Here is an 18049-nt window from a genome sequence, read left to right as displayed (position 1 = left end):
TTTCGCGGACCGGTTCAGGAGCCCTTGCGGGTGAGGTCCAGCGCTTCCTCGGAGAGGGTGAGGGTGCGGGTGCGGTCCCACGGGAGCTCGAGGCCGCTGAAGTGCAGCACCCGGTCGATCACTCCGGCGGTGAACCCCCAGACCAGCCGGCCCGCGACCTCGAAGGCCGGGCCGACGTGGCCCGAGGGGTGCCGCAGGCGGGCCCGGTTGGCGGGGTCGGTGAGCTCGGCGAGCGGGACGCGGAACACCGCACCCGTCTCGCCCAGATCCACCGGGGCGACCGGCGTCTCGCGCCGCCACCAGCCGAGCACCGGGGTCACCACGAAGCCGCTGACCGGGATGTACAGCGCGGGCAGGGCGGCGAAGACCTGGACGCCCGCCGGGTCGAGCCCGGTCTCCTCCTCCGCCTCGCGCAGCGCGGCGGCCACCGGGCCGACACCGTCCGGGTCACCGTCCTCCGGGTCCAGCGCGCCGCCCGGGAAGGAGGGCTGGCCCGCGTGCGAGCGCAGGGACCTGGCCCGCTCGATCAGCAGCAGGTCCGGCCCCGCCGGGCCCTCCCCGAACAGCATCAGCACCGCCGACCGCCGGCCGCCCTCGGCCGGCGGCAGGAACCGGCTCAGCTCCTCCGGCCGCACGGCCTCGGCCGCCGCCCGCACCGGCAGCAGCCACTCCGGCAGCCCGTCCCGCTCGATCACACCCGTCACCGCAGCCTCACCGCTGATCATCCTGTCCCCCTGCGTCTCTCGGTACCGCTACACGGACGCCGGGCTCGCCGGGAGGCCCGGGTAGTCCGCCGGGGGCTTGAGCCGCTGGCCGGGCTGGCCGCCCTTCTCGTACTTCAGCAGCTTGGCGGCCTTCTCCGGGTCGGTCTCCCCCTCGCCGTACGACGGGCAGAGCGGCGCGATCGGGCAGGCCCCGCAGGCCGGCCGCCGGGCGTGGCAGATCCGGCGGCCGTGGAAGACCACCCGGTGCGACAGCATCGTCCACTCGGACTTCGGGAAGATCTCGGCCACCACCGCCTCGACCTTCACCGGATCCTCCTCGGCCGTCCAGCCGAACCGCCGGGCCAGGCGCCCGAAGTGGGTGTCCACCGTGATCCCCGGCACGCCGAACACGTTGCCGAGCACCACGTTGGCCGTCTTGCGGCCGACCCCCGGCAGCGTCACCAGATCCGCCAGCCGGCCCGGCACCTCGCCGCCGAACCCGTCCCGCAGCGCGATCGAGAGCCCGATCAACGACCTGGCCTTGGCCCGGAAGAACCCCGTCGGCCGGATGATCTCCTCCAGCTCCTCCGGCACCGCCGCCGCCATGTCCTCCGGCGTCGGGTACTTCGCGAACAGCGCGGGCGTCGTCTGGTTCACCCGCAGGTCCGTCGTCTGCGCCGACAGCACGGTGGCCACCAGCAACTGGAACGGGTTCTCGAAGTCCAGCTCCGGGTGCGCGTACGGGTACACCTCGGCCAGCTCGCGGTTGATCTTCCGCGCGCGCCGCACCATCGCCAGGTGCGACTCCGGCTTCCGCGGCTTCGCCGCCCCGGGCCCCAGGACCTTGCTCTCTGCCATGCACGAAGGCTACGCCGCGCAGGCGACCGGAGGGGGACGAGACGGACAACCGTACGGCCCACGGCCGTGACGAAGTACCGCAGATGAACTCCGGGAGCCCGAGCCGGAATGTGCGACATCCACTTATTTCCGGTGATTCCATCGAGGTTCCGGCAACTCATGGACGGTTTATTGAGGCGGGCGGGCCGCCGTGGTTTACTCCCCCTTGGAGTCAGCTCGGCCGCTCGCATATCTGTTCTGGTGAAGTGTCACATGGTCCACTTCCTTCAAATCGAAGGACCTGCTCGCGGCCCTGCGCAGTCGAGATATCACGCGTTCATCAGCTGGGGGAACTGAGATGGCGCCCACCGACCTTTCACACCTTGGTGTCTCGGCGGAGGAGGAACGCGTCTACCGGGCCATGCTGCGCGCGCCCGGCACCGGGCCGGAAGCCCTCGCGCTCGATACGGCCCTGGAGGAAAAGGAGCTGCGCAACCTGCTCGGCTGTCTGCTGGACCGCGAGATGGTCAAATTCGACGATTTAGGACAGCTGCGGGCGGTGGATCCGCTGGTGGTCCTGGAACGCCTCATCGAAACCCGGCTGGCCCGGCTGCAGGAGGAGCTGCAGCAGGTGCTCAGCTCCCGGCACGCGACCGGCGCACTGCTGGCCGAGCAGCAGGAGGGCCAGCGCAACTCGGCCTCGGACAGCATCGAGCGGGTCGAGGGCATCGAGAACATCCGGACCAGGATCGACGAGCTCGCCTTCTTCGCCCACCACGAGGTGCTCTCGGTGCTGCCCGGCGGCCCGCTGTCGGCGGCGGCGATCGGCGCGACCCGGGAGGCGGACCTGCGGGCGCTGCGGCGCGGCACGATGATGCGCTCGATCATGCGCCGGGACGCGCTGGAGGACCAGCAGACCGCCGAGTACCTGCGCGAGCTGGCCGGCCGTGGGGCTCAGATCCGCACGCTGGAGGGCCCGCTGGAGCGCATGTTGATCTTCGACCGGAAGACCGCGCTGGTGCCGGCCGATCCGCAGGACACCTCGCGCGGCGCACTGATCGTGCACCAGGCCGGCATGCTGTCCGGGCTGTTGGCGCTGTTCGAACGGTTCTGGGCCAGCGCCGACGACCTCTGCGAGGAGCGGCTGACCGAGTTCGAGCTGGAACTGCTGCAGACCATGGTGCGGGTGGACAAGGACGAGGTCGGCGCGCGTGAGCTCGACATCGCCGTCCGGACCTACCGCGGGCACGTGGCCCAGCTGCTGCGCCGGCTCGGGGTGAGCAACCGGGTCCAGGCGGCGCTGGCCGCGCGGGACCGCGGCTGGATCTGACCAGGTCTCAGGCCGGTGCGCCGCACCCCGACCGGTTCAGCCCTCCTGCTTCGTCCAGCCCCAGCCCCGCAGGCCGCTGTCCTCGAAAGCCCGGCCGATGACCGGCAGCGCCTCCTCGGCGTCCGCCTCCGGCACCAGCACGTCCACGACGAACTCCCCGTCGCCCTGCGTGGTCCCGCCGGCCCGCGGTACGCAGTGCCACTGGGCCGGGAGCAGCGCGGCCAGCCGGATCAGGGCCGTCTCGGCCAGCGGGTGGACACCGTCCGGGGTCGCGGTGGCTGTGGCGCGGATCGTGACTGCGGTCACGGCTCTCCTCCGGAGTGTCGTCTGCCTGCCCGGCCTCACAGTCGGGGCAGCTTTTCACATGATCCTAGTTCTCATGCGAAGGGAGGAAGACGCCCCGCTGTGCAGCTGAGTGCACAGCGGGGGCTCCCGGCGGTCCGGACGCGGTCAGGCGTCGACCACCTCGGTGACGGTGATCCGCGACAGGCTGTCGGGGCTCAGCCGGTGGGCCCCGACCACCAGGTACTGGTCGGCTCCGGGCACCCGCAGGACCCGGGCGTCCTTCAGCGGCTCGTAGAAGTCGGGGTGCTCGCCGCGCACGGCGGCCAGCGCGTAGGCCTGGGCCTGCTCCAGCGGCAGCGGCTCGGAGGTGCGGATGTCGGCGCCGTACCGGTTCTTGGTGAGGCCGATCTCGGCCACCACGACGTGAGTGCTCACAGTTCTCTCCTCTGGTTGGACGTTGACGTGACTTCAGGAGGTTCAGGAGGTGCCGGCGGTGGTCAGACCCTGCGGCACGGCGGCGGTGCGATCGGCTCGCAAGGAGGCGAGCAGCGAGATCCGGGCGCCGGTGCGCAGCACCGAGGAGCGGTAGGCGCGCCCGGCCACCCGCAGCGTGACGGCTGCGAACGCCACCGCCCCGGCGAGCGAGCAGACCACCTGCCACCAGGGAACGTGACCGGCGAAGATCCTGGCGGGCATCGTGACAGTGGTGGCGATCGGGACGAACGAAGCGACGGTCACGACCGCTCCCTTACCCATGATCGAGCACATATACGTGGCGGTGACCACCAGTTGGAGCGGCGCGGTCGCGGCCTGTACGTCCTGGGTGCGCGAGGCGAGCGCGCCCAGGCCCGCGAAGAGACAGCAGACGGTGGTGAACCCGACCACGTAGAAGAGCAGGAACCAGCCGCTGGACCCGGCGATCGCGCCGAGCTGCGGCACCCCGCCGACCAGTGCCGCCGTGCTCAGCGCCGTGCCGGTGAACAGCGCCATCTGCGCGATGCCCAGTACCACGTTGCCGGCCACCTTCCCGGCCAGCAGGGCCCGGACGGGGATCGCGGCGAGCAGCACCTCGACCACCCGCGACTCCTTCTCCTCCACCACGCTGTTGGCGGCAGCGGTGCCGAAGAGCTGGCAGGAGAGGAAGAAGAGCAGACCGAAGGCGAAGGTCACCCCGTACCGGTAGCCGTCCTGACCGGACCCGTGGCCGAGGGCGACCGGCTTCAGCTCGGTGCCGTGCAGGACCCCGCTCAGCGGGATGCCCAGCTGCTGCGCGTTCTGCCCGAGCGCGGTGACGGCCACCGCCTGGCCCAGACCTGCCTGGAGTGCGGCGTCCGGGCGGTCCTTGGCCTCCAAGGTCCAGCCGTCCGCCGACGCCGCCGTGCCGCCCGGCGACAGCAGCAGCGCGTCCACGTGACCGCCGCGCACGGCCTCCTCGGCCGCCGCCCGGTCCGGGTACTCCTTGGCCTCGATCCTGCTGCCGCCCGCGTCCTGGGCGTTCCGGGCGGCCGCCACCAGTTGGGCGGCGGGCCGGTCGGTGACCGCGACGCGGTAGGTGGTGGTGCGGCCGGAGAAGGCGTGCAGGGCCAGCACGCCCGCGACGATCAGGGCGACCACCGCACCGGTCGAGATCCACAGCGCCTTGCTGCGGGTACGCATCCGGATCTCCCGGCGCGCCACCCGCAGCCAGAGCGGCTCGCCGTGCGTCTTCTGCTGTCCCGTGGTCACCGGGCCACCTCCTTGTAGATCTCGGACTTGTAGATCTCGGACAGCGGGATCGACACCTCGGCGAAGTGCGTCACCGGGCCCGACTCCAGCGCCCGCTGCAGCACCCGCTGCGCGGCGCCCTCGGCCAGCGGGGTGAACTCCGCTCCGGCCGTGGTGACTTGGAGCACCTTGACGCCGTCCATCTCCTCGATCCAGGCATCGGCCCCCGGGGTGTCGATCCTGATCACCTGGGCGTGCCGGGAGCGCAGCCCGGCTGCCGTCCCGGCGGCCGCGATCCGGCCGTCGGCCAGGATGGCCAGCTCGTCGCAGAGCTGCTCGACCAGGTCCAGCTGGTGGCTGGAGAACAGCACCGGCACGCCGTCGTCGGCGCAGCCGCGGATCAGGGCCCCCAGCGTCTCCACCGCCTCCGGGTCCAGTCCGCTGAACGGCTCGTCCAGCACCAGCACCTCGGGGCGGTGCATCAGGGCGACGGCGATCTGGGCCCGCTGCTGGTTGCCCAGCGAGAGGTCCTCCAGGCGGTCGCCGGCCCGGCCGCTCAGGCCGAGCGCCGCCAGCACCTCGTCGGCCCGTGCGGCGGCCTGACGGTTCGCCATCCCGTGCAGCCGGCCGAAGTACACCAGCTGCTCGCGCACCGGCTGGCGCGGGTAGAGGCCACGCTCCTCGGGGATGTAGCCGAAGGAGCGGCGCTGCTCGGTGGTGAGCGGCGCGCCGTGCCAGCTGACCTCCCCCGCGTCGGGGGTGAGCAGGCCCATGATGATCCGCATCGTGGTGGTCTTGCCCGCGCCGTTGGCGCCGACGAAACCGGTGAGCCGGCCCGGGGCCAGCACCATCGAGACCTCGTCGAGCACCTGGCGGCCGTGGAACGCCTTTCGTACGCCGTGCAGTTCCAGCACTGCGACTCCTCTCAGGGCAGGCTCGGGACGAGCCGGGATTGGGGCGGCCTGGGCGCTCGCGCGGTGGCGACCGGCACGGAGGCCTGGGCCCGGTCCAGTTGGGTCCGGGCCAGCAGCGAGACCACGGCTTCCTCCGTCGGGACGATCCCGAGCCGGTTCAGCGCGAGGTGCAGGTGGTGGAAGGCCAGGTAGAGCGGCTTGTGGGGCGGGCCGGCCGCGGTGACCGCGGTGACCATGCCCGCACAGAGCCGGTGCACCGAGCCGCTGGTGGCCTGGTCGGCCGCCAGTTGGTCCGTCGCGGCGAGCACGGCGCCGAGCAGGCGCTGGTGTGCCTCCTGCAGGAGTTGCTCCTGGTGCAGCCTCGGGTCCGGGTTCCGCGCACCGGACCACCACTGGTAGTGCGCGGCGAGGAAGTCGCGCTGCTGCCGCCCGGTGAGGCCGAGTGCGGCCAGCAGCTGCCGGACGATCAGCACGCCCAGCGCCAGGCGGCGGTGCGGGTCGCCGTCGGCCGCCGCCAGCAGCTCCAGCACCGTCTCGCTGGAGGCCTGGAACCCCCGCTCGGCCACCGCCAGCTGCCGCTGACCGCCCCACTTGGCGTACTCCGGCTCGTAGAGGTCCAGCCGGAGGTCGGGGCGGCCACCGCCCGGGCCCATGGGCAGGTCCGGGAAGACCGGCAGCCAGCGCCGCTCGCTCCGCCCGGCCAGCGCGGCCAGCCGGCCCAGCAGCTCGGGCCGCCGGGCGGCCAGTCGGTCGGCCCGCTCCCGGCCGGTGTGGAAGCGCAGCCGCAGGTGCGGGCCGGCCGTGTCGAAGTAGCGCAGGAAGAACCAGCAGGAAGCCTCGGCACCGACCTCCTCGGCCAGCGGCGCCACCACGTCCAGCGCGGCGGCGTCGAGCAGGTCCAGGCGGCCGGGGTAGAGCTTGAGGTAGAGCCAGGTGTGGTCCGCGGTCATCGTTGCGCTCCGTCGGGTCGGTCCCAGGAGAGGAAGTGGACGTGCTCGCACATCCGCGGCCCGTCGCCGCCGGCGATCCAGGCCTGGCCCCGGGCGGGCAGCGCCTCCTCGATCCGCAGCGTGTGCGCGCCGGCGATCAGCGGCAGGGCGGTGGCCACGGCGTGCGGGGAGGCCAGGTCGAGCCAGACGGGCTTGCGGCGGTCGGCGTCCATCGGGTCGCCGCCCAGGGCGAGGAGGAAGACCTCGTGCGGCAGGCCCAGCTCCCGGCGCCAGCGGTCCAGCCGCACCAGATGGTCGACCGTGGCCTCGCCCGCCCGCGGCGCGGGGAACCGGTCGGCCGGTACGAGCCAGCGGGCCCGGCGCAGCACCACCCGGCCGGCGGTGACCCGCCCGGTGGCGACCACCTCGGTGATCCCGGCCATCGCCTGGACCCGCAGGAACGGGTGGTTGTCACGGCTGAGTTCCGAGCGGTCCAGCCAGGGGTCCATCACGGACAGCGCCAACTGGGCCGCGCCGGTGCAGATATGAGCGGGGACGATGCCGGTGTACACCGGTGCGACCGGGCGGCCGGCCTGGTCCTCGAACTCCAGCGTGTCGTGCTCCGGATCGTGCCGCAGCGCCAACTCGTCGAAACCGAGGGAGCCTTGGCCGCGCCGCTGCTGCTCGCCCGGCCAGTGCAGGCCGGGCAGCACGCCGGCGCCGGCGTGCTGGAGGTTGTTCACCTGGCCGGCCAGGGTCAGTGCGCGGACCTCGCAGCCGGGGAAGAGCTCCCGCAGCCAGGGCAGCTGGGCCTGCTCGACGGCCTGCTCGCCGAGCACCCGGCCGAACCGGGTGAGCAGCCCGCCCAGCGCGCTGCCGAGCTGGTTGACCACCATCCGGTAGTCGCCGCCCCGGGCGGCGGCCGCGTCGGCGGCGGCCAGCTGGTGGAGCACGGCGACCGCGGGCGGTGCCGAGGTGCGGCCGACCGGGAGCCGGTCACGGCCGCGCTGCTCCTCGGCCGGGGCCAGATCGCGCATCCGGGCCTGGTGCAGGGCGGACTTGAAACCGCTCTCCTCGGCCAGTGCGGTGAAGAACGCGACGGCGTCGGCGCACCGGCCGCCGGCTCCGTGGCGGCCCCGGAACCGCTCCAGCACCAGGTCGTAGACGTGCGAGCGGACGAAGCAGGGCCGGAGCGACTCGGCCAGCGCGGTCAGGTCCTCGGCCACGGCGGCCGGCAGCGGGCCGACCGGGTCCGCGGTCGCGGTGTCCTCGTGCACCAACTGGCCCGCCCAGGCCGGCGCGCCGCAGCGGCGCGCCAGCTCGTCCGCCTGCTCGCGCACGGCGGGCAGCAGGGCCCGCCGCTCGGCGGCGCCTGCCGCCGCGACCGCCCGCGCGGCGTGGTGCAGCGCCGTCAGCCCGGCGGCGATCTCCTCGGCCGTCTGCCGCACCGGCCCGCCCGCGCCGCCGGCGCGCAGAGCCGCGGCCAGGTCGAGCAGCGGTGTCCGGCTGCCCGGGACCCACGGGACCACGGGCATCAGCAGCCCCATCCGGACGTAGCGCACCAGCCGGGCCGCGGGCAGGGCGGCGCCGGCGGCCAGGAGCTGGTCCAACTCCGCGCGGTAGAGCTCGGCCTGGACGATCCGCTCGCCGGACCAGAGGAATCCACCGGTGTCCGACAGGGTGCGGGTCACCACGGCGGCGTGACCGTCGAAGGTCGCCACCCGCGGTGCGGGGGCGTAGTCGAAGACGCCGGTGAACGCCTCGGTGGCCGCGAGCTCGGCGAAGAGGCTGTGCGCGAAGCCGACCGGCACATCGCTCTCGCTCCGGCCCGGCCCGGCGGACGGGTGCAGGGACACCGTGGTCAGACGGCTGAGCGGGCTCGGCTTGAGCGCGGCCCGGATCAGGTACAGCAGGCCGGTCCGGGCCAGCCGGCTGCCCGGCCGCAGCTGGGCTGCGGTGAGCTCGGGCGGCAGGTGCGTGGCGACCAGCGGCAGGGCCAGCGCCAGCGGCCCGTCCGTCAGCTGCTCGCGCAGCGTCTCGGCGGCCCGCGCCGAGGCGTCGTCGACCGCACGCTCCAGCGCGCCGCGCCCGGCCGCGAGCTGGTCGCACCGTGCGGACCAGGCGGTCAGCAAGTCCTGCGGGACCCCGGCCCTGGCCAGGAACTCCAGGTCGGCCGAGGTGACCGGGGCGCCCTGGTGGACAAGGCGCTTGAGCTTCAACAGCCGGCGGCGCTCGGCCCGGCCCGCCTGCGGCACCAGCGGGAAGACGGCATCGGTCAGCAGCTCGGCCGCGCGGCCGGCCGCCTCGGCGGCCACCCGGTGCCGCTCCAACTGCTCGCGGACGGCCGCGCTCAGCTCCAGCGCCGTGGCGCTGACTCCGCTCAGCCGGTCCAGCCGGAACGCGGCCAGGCGCACCCGGTCGGTGGTGGCGAGGGCGGTCACGACGCCAGCCCCACGACCAGCCAGGCCAGGTTGACCAGGATCGCCAGGCCGGTCGTCGCCGCGAGCAGCAGGCTGACCGTGATGTACACCAGGTAGCCGGCCCGGGCCCGGCGGCTGAGCGAACGCAGGTACAGCGGCAGCGGCTTGCGGGCCAGCCGGTGCAGCACGAAGGCCAGCGCGCGGCCGCGCATGTTGATCGCGCCGACCGCCGCCTCGATCGCGTGGTACCCGTCGGTCGGGAAGAGCGGGTTGAGGTTGGTGATCAGCGAGAGCAGCTGGAACACCAGCAGCATCCGGCAGAACTGCGCGGGCTCGCCGCCGCAGGTCAGCACCACGGTGGCGGACACACCGGCCCAGAACAGGTCGTTGATCGGCCCGACCAGCGAGATCAGCACCCGGCCGAACCGGCCCTGGTGACGGTAGCTGTTGGTGCGGTCCACATACGCGATCGGCAGCAGGTAGAACATCAGCCCCACCCCGGCGTCGCGCGGCGGGACTCGGTTGTAGCACATGGCCACGGCATGGCAGGACTCGTGCAGCAGGACCTGGACCAGCATCGCGCCGATCGCGACGGCCGGCATCCACGGCTCCGGCCGGCCCGCTCCGGCGCCGCTCGTGAGCGCCAGCACCGCCAGCGGGAGTGCCACGGCCGGCACCGCCAGCAGCAACGCGCAGAGCAGCCGCACCGGCACCAGGGCCAGCAGCCGTGCCACCGGGCCGGCCAGCCGCCCCGGCTCCGCCAGCAGCGGGAACCGCTTGACCAGGTCCAGCTTGGACAGCCTGGTCACCCGGTCGGTGCCCGCCCGGGCCGGCGGCTCCAGGTTGAGCACCTCGGCCCGCCGCAGGTCGGTCAGGAAGTCCGGCACCACGGTGCGGATGGACTCCTCCTGGGCCGGGAAGCGGTCGGCGAGCGAGGTCATCAGCTCGGCTCCCGTCATCCCCTCGCCCAGTGCCCGCAGTATCGCCAGACCGCTGGGCGAGATGTTCAAGTAGCGGCCCGCCGGGGAAACCAACATGGTGCGGCCACCTGCTCCGGTAATGACCTCGACACCGTCGCGCATGCGCAGGCACTCGGTGTCGAGCCACGGCTCCAGAACCGCGGCACTTTGGCTGGATGGCATGTGCTGTCCTCGCTCTCGGTGTCCAGGTGTGTGACCGGATCCGGGGAGTCGCGTCGGTAGGAACGACGCGACCCCCCGCTTCACTGTCCGGCCGCCTCAGGCGGCCTCAGGCCTCAGGAAGAGGCGGTCGAGAAGCTGCTGCCGCTGGAGGCGCAGCCACCGACGAAGGTGCCGACGCAGGCGAGGCAGCCGGCGGTGGACAGACCCGCCTGGGCGGTCTCGTCGAGCTCCTCGACGAAGGCCTGCAGGTCGAGGTCGTCACCGAGCTGGATGTTCTCCATGTGTTCCTCCTGTTGGGTCGGTTGGTGGTGATGGACTCCGGGCGGCGACCGCCCGGAGGTCAGCTGAAGGTCGAGCCGGTGCTGACGGACGAGGCGCAGGACCCGACCGAGCTGCCGAACGAACCGACGCTGCCGAACGAACCGGCGGCCGCGGTCTCGCCCAGCTCCTCGACCAGGGCGTCGTCGGTGAGGAAGAGCTGGAAGTCCTCGTCCTGGAGGTGCTGCATGGGTGTCACTTCCTTTCGGGTGGTGGCTGTTCCGGGCCCGGGGGGCCGGGAGCAGGTCAGCTGTTGTAGGTGGAGAGCGAGGCGGCGGAGCCGAAGGTGCTGCCCGCGGTGCCCGCGGAGGAGAGCGTGCCGGCCGAGCTGAGGCCCGCCGCGCCGTTCTCCGGGAGGTCTTCCACCGCGGCCTCGTCGGCCGCGAGCAGGTCGATGTCGATGTCGGTGTTCTGCATGGGTGGCACTTCCTTTCGTCCTGTCAGGTCACTTGACGGGCTGTCAGCCCCAGGGGTTGATGGTGCCGACGGTGCTGGCCGCGCAGCTGCAGCCGACGCTGGAGAGGGTCCCGATGCCCCAGGCGAGGGCCGAGTCCGCGAGCTGCTCCAGCTCGACCTCCTCGACGAGGAAGAGGTCGATCTCGAGGTCCGAAATCTGCATGAGTTTCACCTCCTCTCCGCGCTTGCGGGGTGTTGACCGCACAGCCGGCTCACCCGAAGGAGCTGGCCGAACCGAACGAGCTGGCGCAGCCGGTGGCGGTGCCGACGGTGGAGGCAGAGGCGATCGTCGACCAGGCGGCCGCAGAGTCCTCCAGGCCCTCCAGGAAGGCGTCGGCCAGGGTGTCCTCGTTGATGCTCAGGTCAAGACCGGCGAACTGGTCCATCACCCGTCACATCCCTTCGATGAGTGGTGCTCCGTCGTCCCCGCGCCAAGCCGGCGCGAGGAGGTCCTGCTCGACCTCACGCGCCGCCCACGGCGTGGCCCACGGCCAGCGCCAGCAGCTGCGTGCGTCGAAATCCGTCGATCCCGGCCAACCGCTTCAGCGCGGACGGGAGGAACCCGGCGAAGATGCTTCCTTCGAGTCCCTGGTGCACGGCGGTCAGCCAGGCGGCCTCGCAGACCGCGCCGCTGCGCTCCAGCAACTGCCGGTGCCCGTGCGATCCGTGGGCCTGCAGCGCGCTCTCGAGCGATCCGATCGCCAGCACCAGGGCGGGTGCCAGGGCGAACTCGGGCTGCAGCACCAGCGTGCTGAGCTCCGTGCCGTCCAGCGCCACCAGGGGCTCGAAGCCGTCTGGCCCCCAGCGGTGCACGGCACGCGGCAGACCGGTCACCTCGCCCGCCACCACCAGGAACTCGAGCGGCCGGGCCTGGTGTTCGGCCGGCCACAGGGCCGCGTCGCAGGCCGATCCGGCCTGCAGCATCTCGGCCAGCTGACCGCTGGTGACCGGCCGGTCGTCGAAGAACCGGGTGGCCCGGCGGCGCCTCAGGACGGCCGCGAGGTCCGCGACGGCCGGCGCTCCGTCCGGGTCCGGCCGGCCGGCCGGCTCGCCCGCTCCGGCGGCGCCGCGCTCGGCGCAGGCCGCCGCGGCCCGTTGCCCGGCGTCGCGGCGCAGCGCCGCCATGGTCTGGACGAGGTCGTTCATCGGATCCCCCCGGCGAGGCGGACCACGGCGGTGACGGGCTCGTACTCGCTGTCCACACCGATCGGCGGGGTCAGCACGGCTTCGTCCCAGTCCGGGTCGTTGGCGAGACGCAGGCCCAGCCGGCGGCTGAGCAGCAGCAGGTGGCTCAGCGCGACCCCGGTGTCCAGATGGATCACCCGGTAGGCGAAGGTCCGGTACTTCCTGGCCACCCGGACCAGGGCGCCGGTCAGCACCAGCACGGCGGCCTCGGGTATCTCCCGCAGCTCCGCGGGGAGTTCGCCGGTGCGGGCCAGGCGGTGGCCGATCGGCTGGTAGGCGTAGGCACCGGCGGGCAGGCCCGGCACGTCCCGCACCAGCAGGTAGGCGGTCGGGGAGCCGAGGTTCCCGCCGGTCGGTGCGTAGCGCAGCACCTTGTCCCGCCTGCCCTGCGGCTGCTCCTTGAGGCCGACCGAGGCCTTGAGCAGCGTGGCCAGGGCCGCCAGGGTCAGCGGGCCGGGTTCGGCCGCGGCGGCCGGCAGCTCGGCCTCGGGCAGCTCGACCGTCTCGACGCCGAAGTACGGCTTGGTCTCGTACTGCAGCGCGAGGTTCGCGGGCTCGAAGTGGTGCTGGTGGTCACGCGGGTTGACCAGCCGCCGGGGCGGGAAGGCCACCGAGTGTTCGTAGGCGTAGGCGTACGGAGGGTCCTGCAGCGGCACCCGGGGGTCACCGCAGACCTCGCAACCCGGGCGCGGAGCAAGGCTCCTGGCCTCGGACCGGCCGGTCAGCGGGTCGGTCCAGGTCCGGGTGTGCAGCGAGGCGGGCTTGCCGACCCGGGCCACCAGGGCCAGCACCTCCTGCGCGGTCAGGGCGGCGGCGGCCGACAGCTCGGGCCCCCCGAGCGCACGGCCGGGCGCCGGCGGCACCTGGGCGAGGTAGCACTCCGGACAGGCGCCGTAGTCCTCGGCGCTGTACGGACCGATGAAGAATCCCTCGGGCTCCGGCCCGGTCAGCAGGATCGGCACGCCTCGGCCGCGCAGCGCCCGGCTGATCCGGCCCAGGGCCTGTCCGGCCGGTCTTGTCGGATCAGCGCGCGGCGTCGGGGGCCCGGCTGGGCGTGCGCCCGAGTCGCCCTCGTACTGGGTCGTACTCGGGTGATTCGGGCGTGCGTCCAGGCGGGATTCCCGGCGTCGCGCGCCCGGCAAGACCGGCCGGACAGGCCCTAGCTCGCCCGGCTGCTGACCGGCGGCGTGCAGGACCGCGAGGTGCAGCTCCTCTGCCGCTGCCCCGGCGTCGGCGAGCTCGACCGGGCGCATCCCCATGGCCGCCAACTGGCCGGCCAGCGCGGCGGCGAAGGGGCCGTCGGCCAGGATGCCGATCCGCGCCTCGGCCAGCCGCCGCTGCGCCTGGGCGGCGTTGGCGTTGACCCGGGTGGTGTCCAGCAGCCGGGCCAGCAGCACCGACTGCGGGTCGGGTCCGCCCGCGGCCCCGTCCTGCAGCAGGCCGCAGGAGAAGAGCAGCAGCAGGACCGCGCGGATCTGCGCCGGGGGCCGGCCGAGCTTCTCGGCCAACTCCCCCGCCGTCCGGGTGCCGTCCAGCAGGGGCAGCAGGTCGGGCAGGATCTGCCGGGCCGAGCGGCCGGAGAGGGTCCGGCGGGTGCCGGTGCCCTCGATCAGCAGACCGGCCTCCGACCAGTGCACGACCGCTCCGGGCACCACCGAGGGGTGGGCGGGCAGTTGGAACTGCGGATCGTTGGCGGTGGCGAACGCGAGGTCCGCGGCGTTCAGTTGGGTGGTCACCGGGCCTCACCCCCTTCTCGTGGTGATCGGCGGGACGGACTCGGCGGCCGGTGACTCGCACAGTCCGCGCAGGTCTTCGCTCAGCCGGCGCCAGGTGGCGTCCGGCACCGTGGTGTCGCAGCGGGTGCAGCCGTGCACCGGTACGACGGAGAGCGCGGTGCTGCCGGCCGAGAGCAGGTCGAACGAGCGCACCCGGCCGCGCTCCTGCTCGGGCTCCGGCCCGAGCAGGACCCGGACGCTGTGCGAGACCATCGCCTCGGCGAGGCTCACGTGCGACTCCAGGTGACCGCCCGGCCCGAGCCGCGGATCCCCGTCGTAGGCCTGGAACAGCTGGCGGTCGGTGTCCCGCAGTTGGCCGTGCTGGAACTGCCGGGCCAGGAAGCAGCGGTAGCAAGGCCCCCGGGTGCCCAGGACGGCCGGGCCGACCCGCAGCGCGGTGGCACCGAGGGTGACGGCGAGCCACGGGACGCCGGTGGCGAAGGCGATGCCGTCGGCGAGTTCGAAGAGCCTGGGCGTCTCCCGCCAGGCGATCACCGCCCGGGCCCGGGCCCGGGGCCACAGGCTCGGGTCGTAGAGGTCCCGCTCCTCGCTCAGCTGGGCCGGGAAGTGGTCGACGAGTCGTCGGGCGACGGCCTGGCCGAACTCACCGACCGCCAGGATGTGCAGGTCGATCATCGGTTGCTCCTAGGCGAATGGCTGGGGCCACGGGTTGATGTCCGCCTCCGGGTGGGCCGGGTAGCCCATCGCGAGCGGCCCCTCGAACAGGCGGGGATGAGCCAGATAGCGCGCCCGGTGGACGAAGGAGAGCGGCATCAGCTGCGGGACGATCACGCGCACCACCCGGAAGCCGACTTCGCGCGCCTCGGCGGTGGTCAGTTCCACCGCATAGACGTCCATGCCGTGCTTCTCGAGGCGCTCCACCACCATCGCGAGATCGGCCCGGGAATTCCCGGTGGCCGGCCGCGGCAGTTCCGAGAACCTGCGGACGCCGTTGTCGGAATTCAGCAGGAAGTCGTACGCACCGGACCGCTCGGGGGCACCCATGTACCGCGCGCCGTGGAAGACGCTGTGGAAGTCGTCCTCGCTCTCCGGTGGCGGCTCGGCGGCAGCCAGCGCGATCCGCGAGGAGGCGGTCTCCCGCAGCATCTTGATCGCGGCCTGGTCCGGGTCGAGGTCGGTGGCGCACATGACCACATGGCGCACATGGCCGCTGCGCGGGTCCTCGTCGATGCTGTAGAGGGTCGGAATCCCGAATTCCGAGGTCGCGTCGAAGAAGGTCATCCGGATGCCCTTGCGCTCGACTTCGGCGAGCGAGCGGGCCAGTTCGGCGGAGACCCGGTCGAATTCGATCCGGGGCAGCGGCAGTCGCTGCAGCCAGGTGAGCGCGATCGAGTCTCGCTCGATCACCTCGCAGACCGCGTTCAGCAGTGCCCGGTGCAGGTCGGTGTGGGTGGCGCACCCGGTCGAGATCGGCATGGTGAACCGCTCGCTCGGGGTGAGAGCCGGGATGTGCAGCCAAACCGACACGGCGGGCACCAGCACCGGGCGCTCCTCGGTCAGTGACCAGGAGGTCGCCCAGCGGATCGGCTCGTCACGGTCCGGGAGCGTCACCGGGCAGGCGGGGTGCGCCAACTCGGCCGCGCTCACCCGGGGGAACCGGCCCAGGTCCACCGCGCGTGGGCCCAACTCCGCGGCGCTCGCCCAGAGCAGGTCCTTCGGCAGCACACAGCTGGAGTAGCGCTCCAGTGCCTCGGCGATCGAGATCGCCCGGGCGAGCTGCGGATCGGTCCCGCCGCCCCCGCCGCCCAGCTCGGAGCCGGACTGGCGCCCCGTGGTGGAGCGGATGTTGGGGTGGAGGTGCTCCAACTCCCCCATGGTCGAGGAGTACACGACGAGCTTCGCGGCGGCGGACGAGATCCGCGTCGTCCTTCCGATCAATCCCCCGCCGTCCGACACCAGGGCGTCGAGCCTGCGGAGCCCTTGCGGCAGTTCCGGGCCGGCGGGCGGCTCACCGGCGACCATTTCCAACATTGACCGCTACCCTTCCGAATGTCACTTGCTGGCTCTCGTCGGCGTGCCCCGGGTCAGTCCCAGGCGTGGGTGCCACCGGGATCGTGACCGGGCGGGGTGTGGATTCCACCGGCGGAGTCCAGGTCGATCGCTGTTCCCCCTGTCGAAAGGCCCGCGCTCGCAATCGCGGAATTCCGCTCCGCCGGGACGCCGACCGCGATGACGGCTGCCATTGCGGCAGCGCATCCGATCACCGCCGCGCGTCCCGCAATCCGGTTTTTCGCTCTGCTGTTCCCCTGCACCTTCACTGTTTCCCCCGTGTGTCGTCGTTCTTGCGACACCTGAAATATGTCAACTCCGAGGGCGGCCCAGTAGAGGGTTCCGGTGCAGCTTCATGCACCCGCGCGATGCATCAAGGTGCGGCTCCCGGACGGGGCGGAAACGTCGAAGGCCCGGCCCCGCGCGGTCTGCGCGGAGCCGGGCCTTCGGGCCGTCAATGGCCCTGGGTCACCAGGTGCAGGGTTCGCCCTGGGCGTCCAGGGAGTCGGAGAGCAGTGCCGGGTGGTCGGGCCAGCCGTTGGTGTGCCAGTGGGCGATCCGCCAGGCCAGGCGGACGGGCCAGACGGGTGTCTGCGGCAGCGAGGCCACCGGGAGCCACTCCAGGGTCTCTCCTGCCGCGAGGTCCAGGCCGGTCTCGGGCTCTCCGTCGGCCGCCACCAGGTAGTAGTGCTCCTCGCGGCCGCGGTTGTAGACCTTGGCCAGTTCACGGAGGACGGTGCCGGACAGGCCGGTCTCCTCGCGGAGTTCACGGAGCACGGCGGTCTCGGGCGTCTCCCCGGCCTCGACCCCGCCGCCGGGGATGAAGTACCGGCGGCCGCCCTCCGGCGGGTAGCGGATCGCCAGCATCCGGCCGTCCCTGATCAGTACCGCCGCCGCCCGTACCCGTACCGGCGGCCGGTCGGCCGGCTCCTCGTACCGGACCGACGGGCCAACGTCCTCCCCCCGGCTCCAGGCCCGGAGCACCTGCTCCGCCGATCCGGTCGGCCGGATCCGGGCCTGCAGCGCAGCGGCCAACGGCAGCAGCACCGAGCCCTCGCTGCCCTGGTCGGGCAGGGAGTACCAGGGCCCTCCCCGATCCTGATGCTCCATCACCTCGAGCTGCTCCCCGCGGAACCGAACCGCGAGCCGTCGTTCCGAATTCACCGGCACCCCCTGGAGACGTACCGACCATGGTGTCAGCCGGCCCGACGCGACGCCCGCTCGGGCATCGTGCTCGACACCGGCGGGCTGTGGCGCAGTCGCCGGTGGCCCCGGCCGGCTCAGGCGAGGCGGCCGCCGCCGTCCACGTGCAGCACGGTGCCGGTGACGTACGGGTTGTCGATGGCGTAGAAGACCGCCTTGGCCAAGTCCGCCGGGGTGCCCACCCGGCGCGCCGGGTTGCGGGCGGCGACGCCGCGCAGGAAGGCCTCCTTGTCGGCGCCCAGGCCGTCCCAGGACCCGGAGTCGACGATGCCCGGCGAGACGGCGTTGACCCGCAGCGGGGCGATCTCGACTGCGAGGGCCTGGACCAGGAAGGCCAGCGCGCCGTTGGTGGTGGCCATCACGGTGCGGGCGGGTGCCGGGCGCCAGGCGGCCACTCCGGAGAAGAAGGTGAACGAGCCGTGCTCGGCGGCCTGCCCGGCCAGGTGCTTGGCCAGCAGCAGCGGGCCGATCACCTTGGCGGCGAACGCCCGCTGTACGTCGGCGAGTTCGAGCTCGGCCAGCGGGCCGTTGGCCGGCATCGCGGCGGTGGAGACCAGATGGTCGAAGCGGCCCACCCGCTCGGCCAGGGCCGCGATCGTGCTCTCCTCGGCCAGATCGACCGGGACGACCTCGGCGCGGCCGGCCAGCTCACCGGCCGTCCACTCGAGCTTGCGCGGGTCGGGCCCGGCCAGCACCAGCTCGGCGCCGACGGCCGAGGCGGCCCGGGCGATCAGGCTGCCGGTGCGTGAGCCGGCTCCGACCACGATCAGGCGCTGTCCGTCGAGGCGGTGTGCTTCGAGAGAGGCGGTCATGGGGGCGCTCCTTGTGCGAGAGGTT

General features: G+C 73.1%; 21 protein-coding genes. 1 reads left to right on the top strand and 20 read right to left on the bottom strand.

Annotated elements, in window-relative coordinates; genetic code table 11:
* Positions 1 to 14: 14 nt before the first annotated feature.
* Together ABT095_RS20610 and nth are read right to left on the bottom strand one after the other, a co-directional pair.
* Positions 15 to 725 carry an NUDIX hydrolase gene (locus tag ABT095_RS20610; RefSeq protein WP_350530892.1) on the bottom strand — a complete coding sequence of 237 codons (711 nt, stop codon included), beginning with the start codon at positions 723 to 725 and terminating at the stop codon, positions 15 to 17.
* A gap of 27 nt (positions 726 to 752) precedes the next feature.
* Positions 753 to 1562 (bottom strand): endonuclease III, encoded by an 810-nt coding sequence (nth, locus tag ABT095_RS20605; RefSeq protein ID WP_350530891.1) that lies wholly within the window; start codon positions 1560 to 1562, stop codon positions 753 to 755.
* A gap of 337 nt (positions 1563 to 1899) precedes the next feature.
* On the opposite strand from nth, the gene ABT095_RS20600 reads away from it, so the two are divergent.
* Complete coding sequence (locus ABT095_RS20600; RefSeq protein WP_350530890.1) at positions 1900 to 2871, top strand: helix-turn-helix transcriptional regulator; 972 nt, start codon at positions 1900 to 1902, stop codon at positions 2869 to 2871.
* A gap of 36 nt (positions 2872 to 2907) precedes the next feature.
* Here the strand turns inward: ABT095_RS20600 and ABT095_RS20595 are convergent, their stop codons facing one another.
* From ABT095_RS20595 to ABT095_RS20510, 18 genes are all read right to left on the bottom strand, one after another.
* Complete coding sequence (locus ABT095_RS20595) at positions 2908 to 3177, bottom strand: hypothetical protein (RefSeq protein WP_350530889.1); 270 nt, start codon at positions 3175 to 3177, stop codon at positions 2908 to 2910.
* 144 nt (positions 3178 to 3321) lie between these two features.
* A complete protein-coding gene (locus ABT095_RS20590) occupies positions 3322 to 3591 on the bottom strand; it encodes a hypothetical protein (RefSeq protein WP_350530888.1) in 270 nt (89 codons plus the stop codon).
* Positions 3592 to 3633: 42 nt separating this feature from the next.
* The gene (locus ABT095_RS20585; RefSeq protein ID WP_350530887.1) at positions 3634 to 4881 is read right to left on the bottom strand and encodes an ABC transporter permease; all 1248 of its coding nucleotides are present in this window, start codon (positions 4879 to 4881) and stop codon (positions 3634 to 3636) included.
* On the bottom strand, positions 4878 to 5774 hold the full coding sequence (locus tag ABT095_RS20580) for an ABC transporter ATP-binding protein (RefSeq protein ID WP_350530886.1): 897 nt from the start codon (positions 5772 to 5774) through the stop codon (positions 4878 to 4880). The genes ABT095_RS20585 and ABT095_RS20580 overlap by 4 nt, the downstream gene beginning before the upstream one ends.
* 11 nt (positions 5775 to 5785) lie before the next feature.
* A complete protein-coding gene (locus ABT095_RS20575) occupies positions 5786 to 6724 on the bottom strand; it encodes a thiopeptide-type bacteriocin biosynthesis protein (RefSeq protein WP_350530885.1) in 939 nt (312 codons plus the stop codon).
* Positions 6721 to 9144 (bottom strand): lantibiotic dehydratase, encoded by a 2424-nt coding sequence (locus tag ABT095_RS20570; protein ID WP_350530884.1) that lies wholly within the window; start codon positions 9142 to 9144, stop codon positions 6721 to 6723. Before ABT095_RS20570 ends, ABT095_RS20575 begins: the two co-directional genes overlap by 4 nt.
* On the bottom strand, positions 9141 to 10160 hold the full coding sequence (locus ABT095_RS20565) for a PqqD family peptide modification chaperone (protein WP_350530883.1): 1020 nt from the start codon (positions 10158 to 10160) through the stop codon (positions 9141 to 9143). Before ABT095_RS20565 ends, ABT095_RS20570 begins: the two co-directional genes overlap by 4 nt.
* A 218-nt stretch (positions 10161 to 10378) precedes the next feature.
* Positions 10379 to 10546: a hypothetical protein gene (locus ABT095_RS20560; protein ID WP_350530882.1), complete on the bottom strand. Its 168-nt coding sequence runs from the start codon at positions 10544 to 10546 to the stop codon at positions 10379 to 10381.
* A gap of 59 nt (positions 10547 to 10605) precedes the next feature.
* The gene (locus ABT095_RS20555; protein ID WP_350530881.1) at positions 10606 to 10773 is read right to left on the bottom strand and encodes a thiocillin family RiPP; all 168 of its coding nucleotides are present in this window, start codon (positions 10771 to 10773) and stop codon (positions 10606 to 10608) included.
* A gap of 56 nt (positions 10774 to 10829) precedes the next feature.
* On the bottom strand, positions 10830 to 11000 hold the full coding sequence (locus ABT095_RS20550) for a thiocillin family RiPP (RefSeq protein ID WP_350530880.1): 171 nt from the start codon (positions 10998 to 11000) through the stop codon (positions 10830 to 10832).
* Between the two features lie 43 nt (positions 11001 to 11043).
* Positions 11044 to 11202 (bottom strand): thiocillin family RiPP, encoded by a 159-nt coding sequence (locus tag ABT095_RS20545; protein ID WP_350530879.1) that lies wholly within the window; start codon positions 11200 to 11202, stop codon positions 11044 to 11046.
* Positions 11203 to 11251: 49 nt separating this feature from the next.
* Entirely contained in the window at positions 11252 to 11425 is a 174-nt protein-coding gene (locus ABT095_RS20540) for a thiocillin family RiPP (RefSeq protein ID WP_350530878.1), read from the bottom strand.
* Positions 11426 to 11501: 76 nt separating this feature from the next.
* Positions 11502 to 12185, bottom strand: a complete 684-nt coding sequence (locus ABT095_RS20535; protein WP_350530877.1) for a nitroreductase family protein — start codon at positions 12183 to 12185, stop codon at positions 11502 to 11504.
* Positions 12182 to 13960 carry a hypothetical protein gene (locus ABT095_RS20530; RefSeq protein ID WP_350530876.1) on the bottom strand — a complete coding sequence of 593 codons (1779 nt, stop codon included), beginning with the start codon at positions 13958 to 13960 and terminating at the stop codon, positions 12182 to 12184. The genes ABT095_RS20535 and ABT095_RS20530 overlap by 4 nt, the downstream gene beginning before the upstream one ends.
* 6 nt (positions 13961 to 13966) lie before the next feature.
* Entirely contained in the window at positions 13967 to 14635 is a 669-nt protein-coding gene (locus ABT095_RS20525) for a TOMM precursor leader peptide-binding protein (protein WP_350530875.1), read from the bottom strand.
* Positions 14636 to 14644: 9 nt separating this feature from the next.
* Positions 14645 to 15991: a YcaO-like family protein gene (locus tag ABT095_RS20520; RefSeq protein WP_350530874.1), complete on the bottom strand. Its 1347-nt coding sequence runs from the start codon at positions 15989 to 15991 to the stop codon at positions 14645 to 14647.
* A 486-nt stretch (positions 15992 to 16477) separates the two neighbouring features.
* Positions 16478 to 17119: an NUDIX domain-containing protein gene (locus ABT095_RS20515; protein WP_350530873.1), complete on the bottom strand. Its 642-nt coding sequence runs from the start codon at positions 17117 to 17119 to the stop codon at positions 16478 to 16480.
* Between the two features lie 170 nt (positions 17120 to 17289).
* The gene (locus ABT095_RS20510; protein ID WP_350530872.1) at positions 17290 to 18024 is read right to left on the bottom strand and encodes an SDR family oxidoreductase; all 735 of its coding nucleotides are present in this window, start codon (positions 18022 to 18024) and stop codon (positions 17290 to 17292) included.
* Between the last annotated feature and the right edge of the window lie 25 nt (positions 18025 to 18049).

Source organism: Kitasatospora sp. NPDC002227 (genome assembly GCF_040296285.1).
Lineage (GTDB): Bacteria > Actinomycetota > Actinomycetes > Streptomycetales > Streptomycetaceae > Kitasatospora.
The sequence above is the reverse complement of the archived record's forward strand: the minus strand, read 5'-3'. Positions and strand labels throughout refer to the sequence as shown.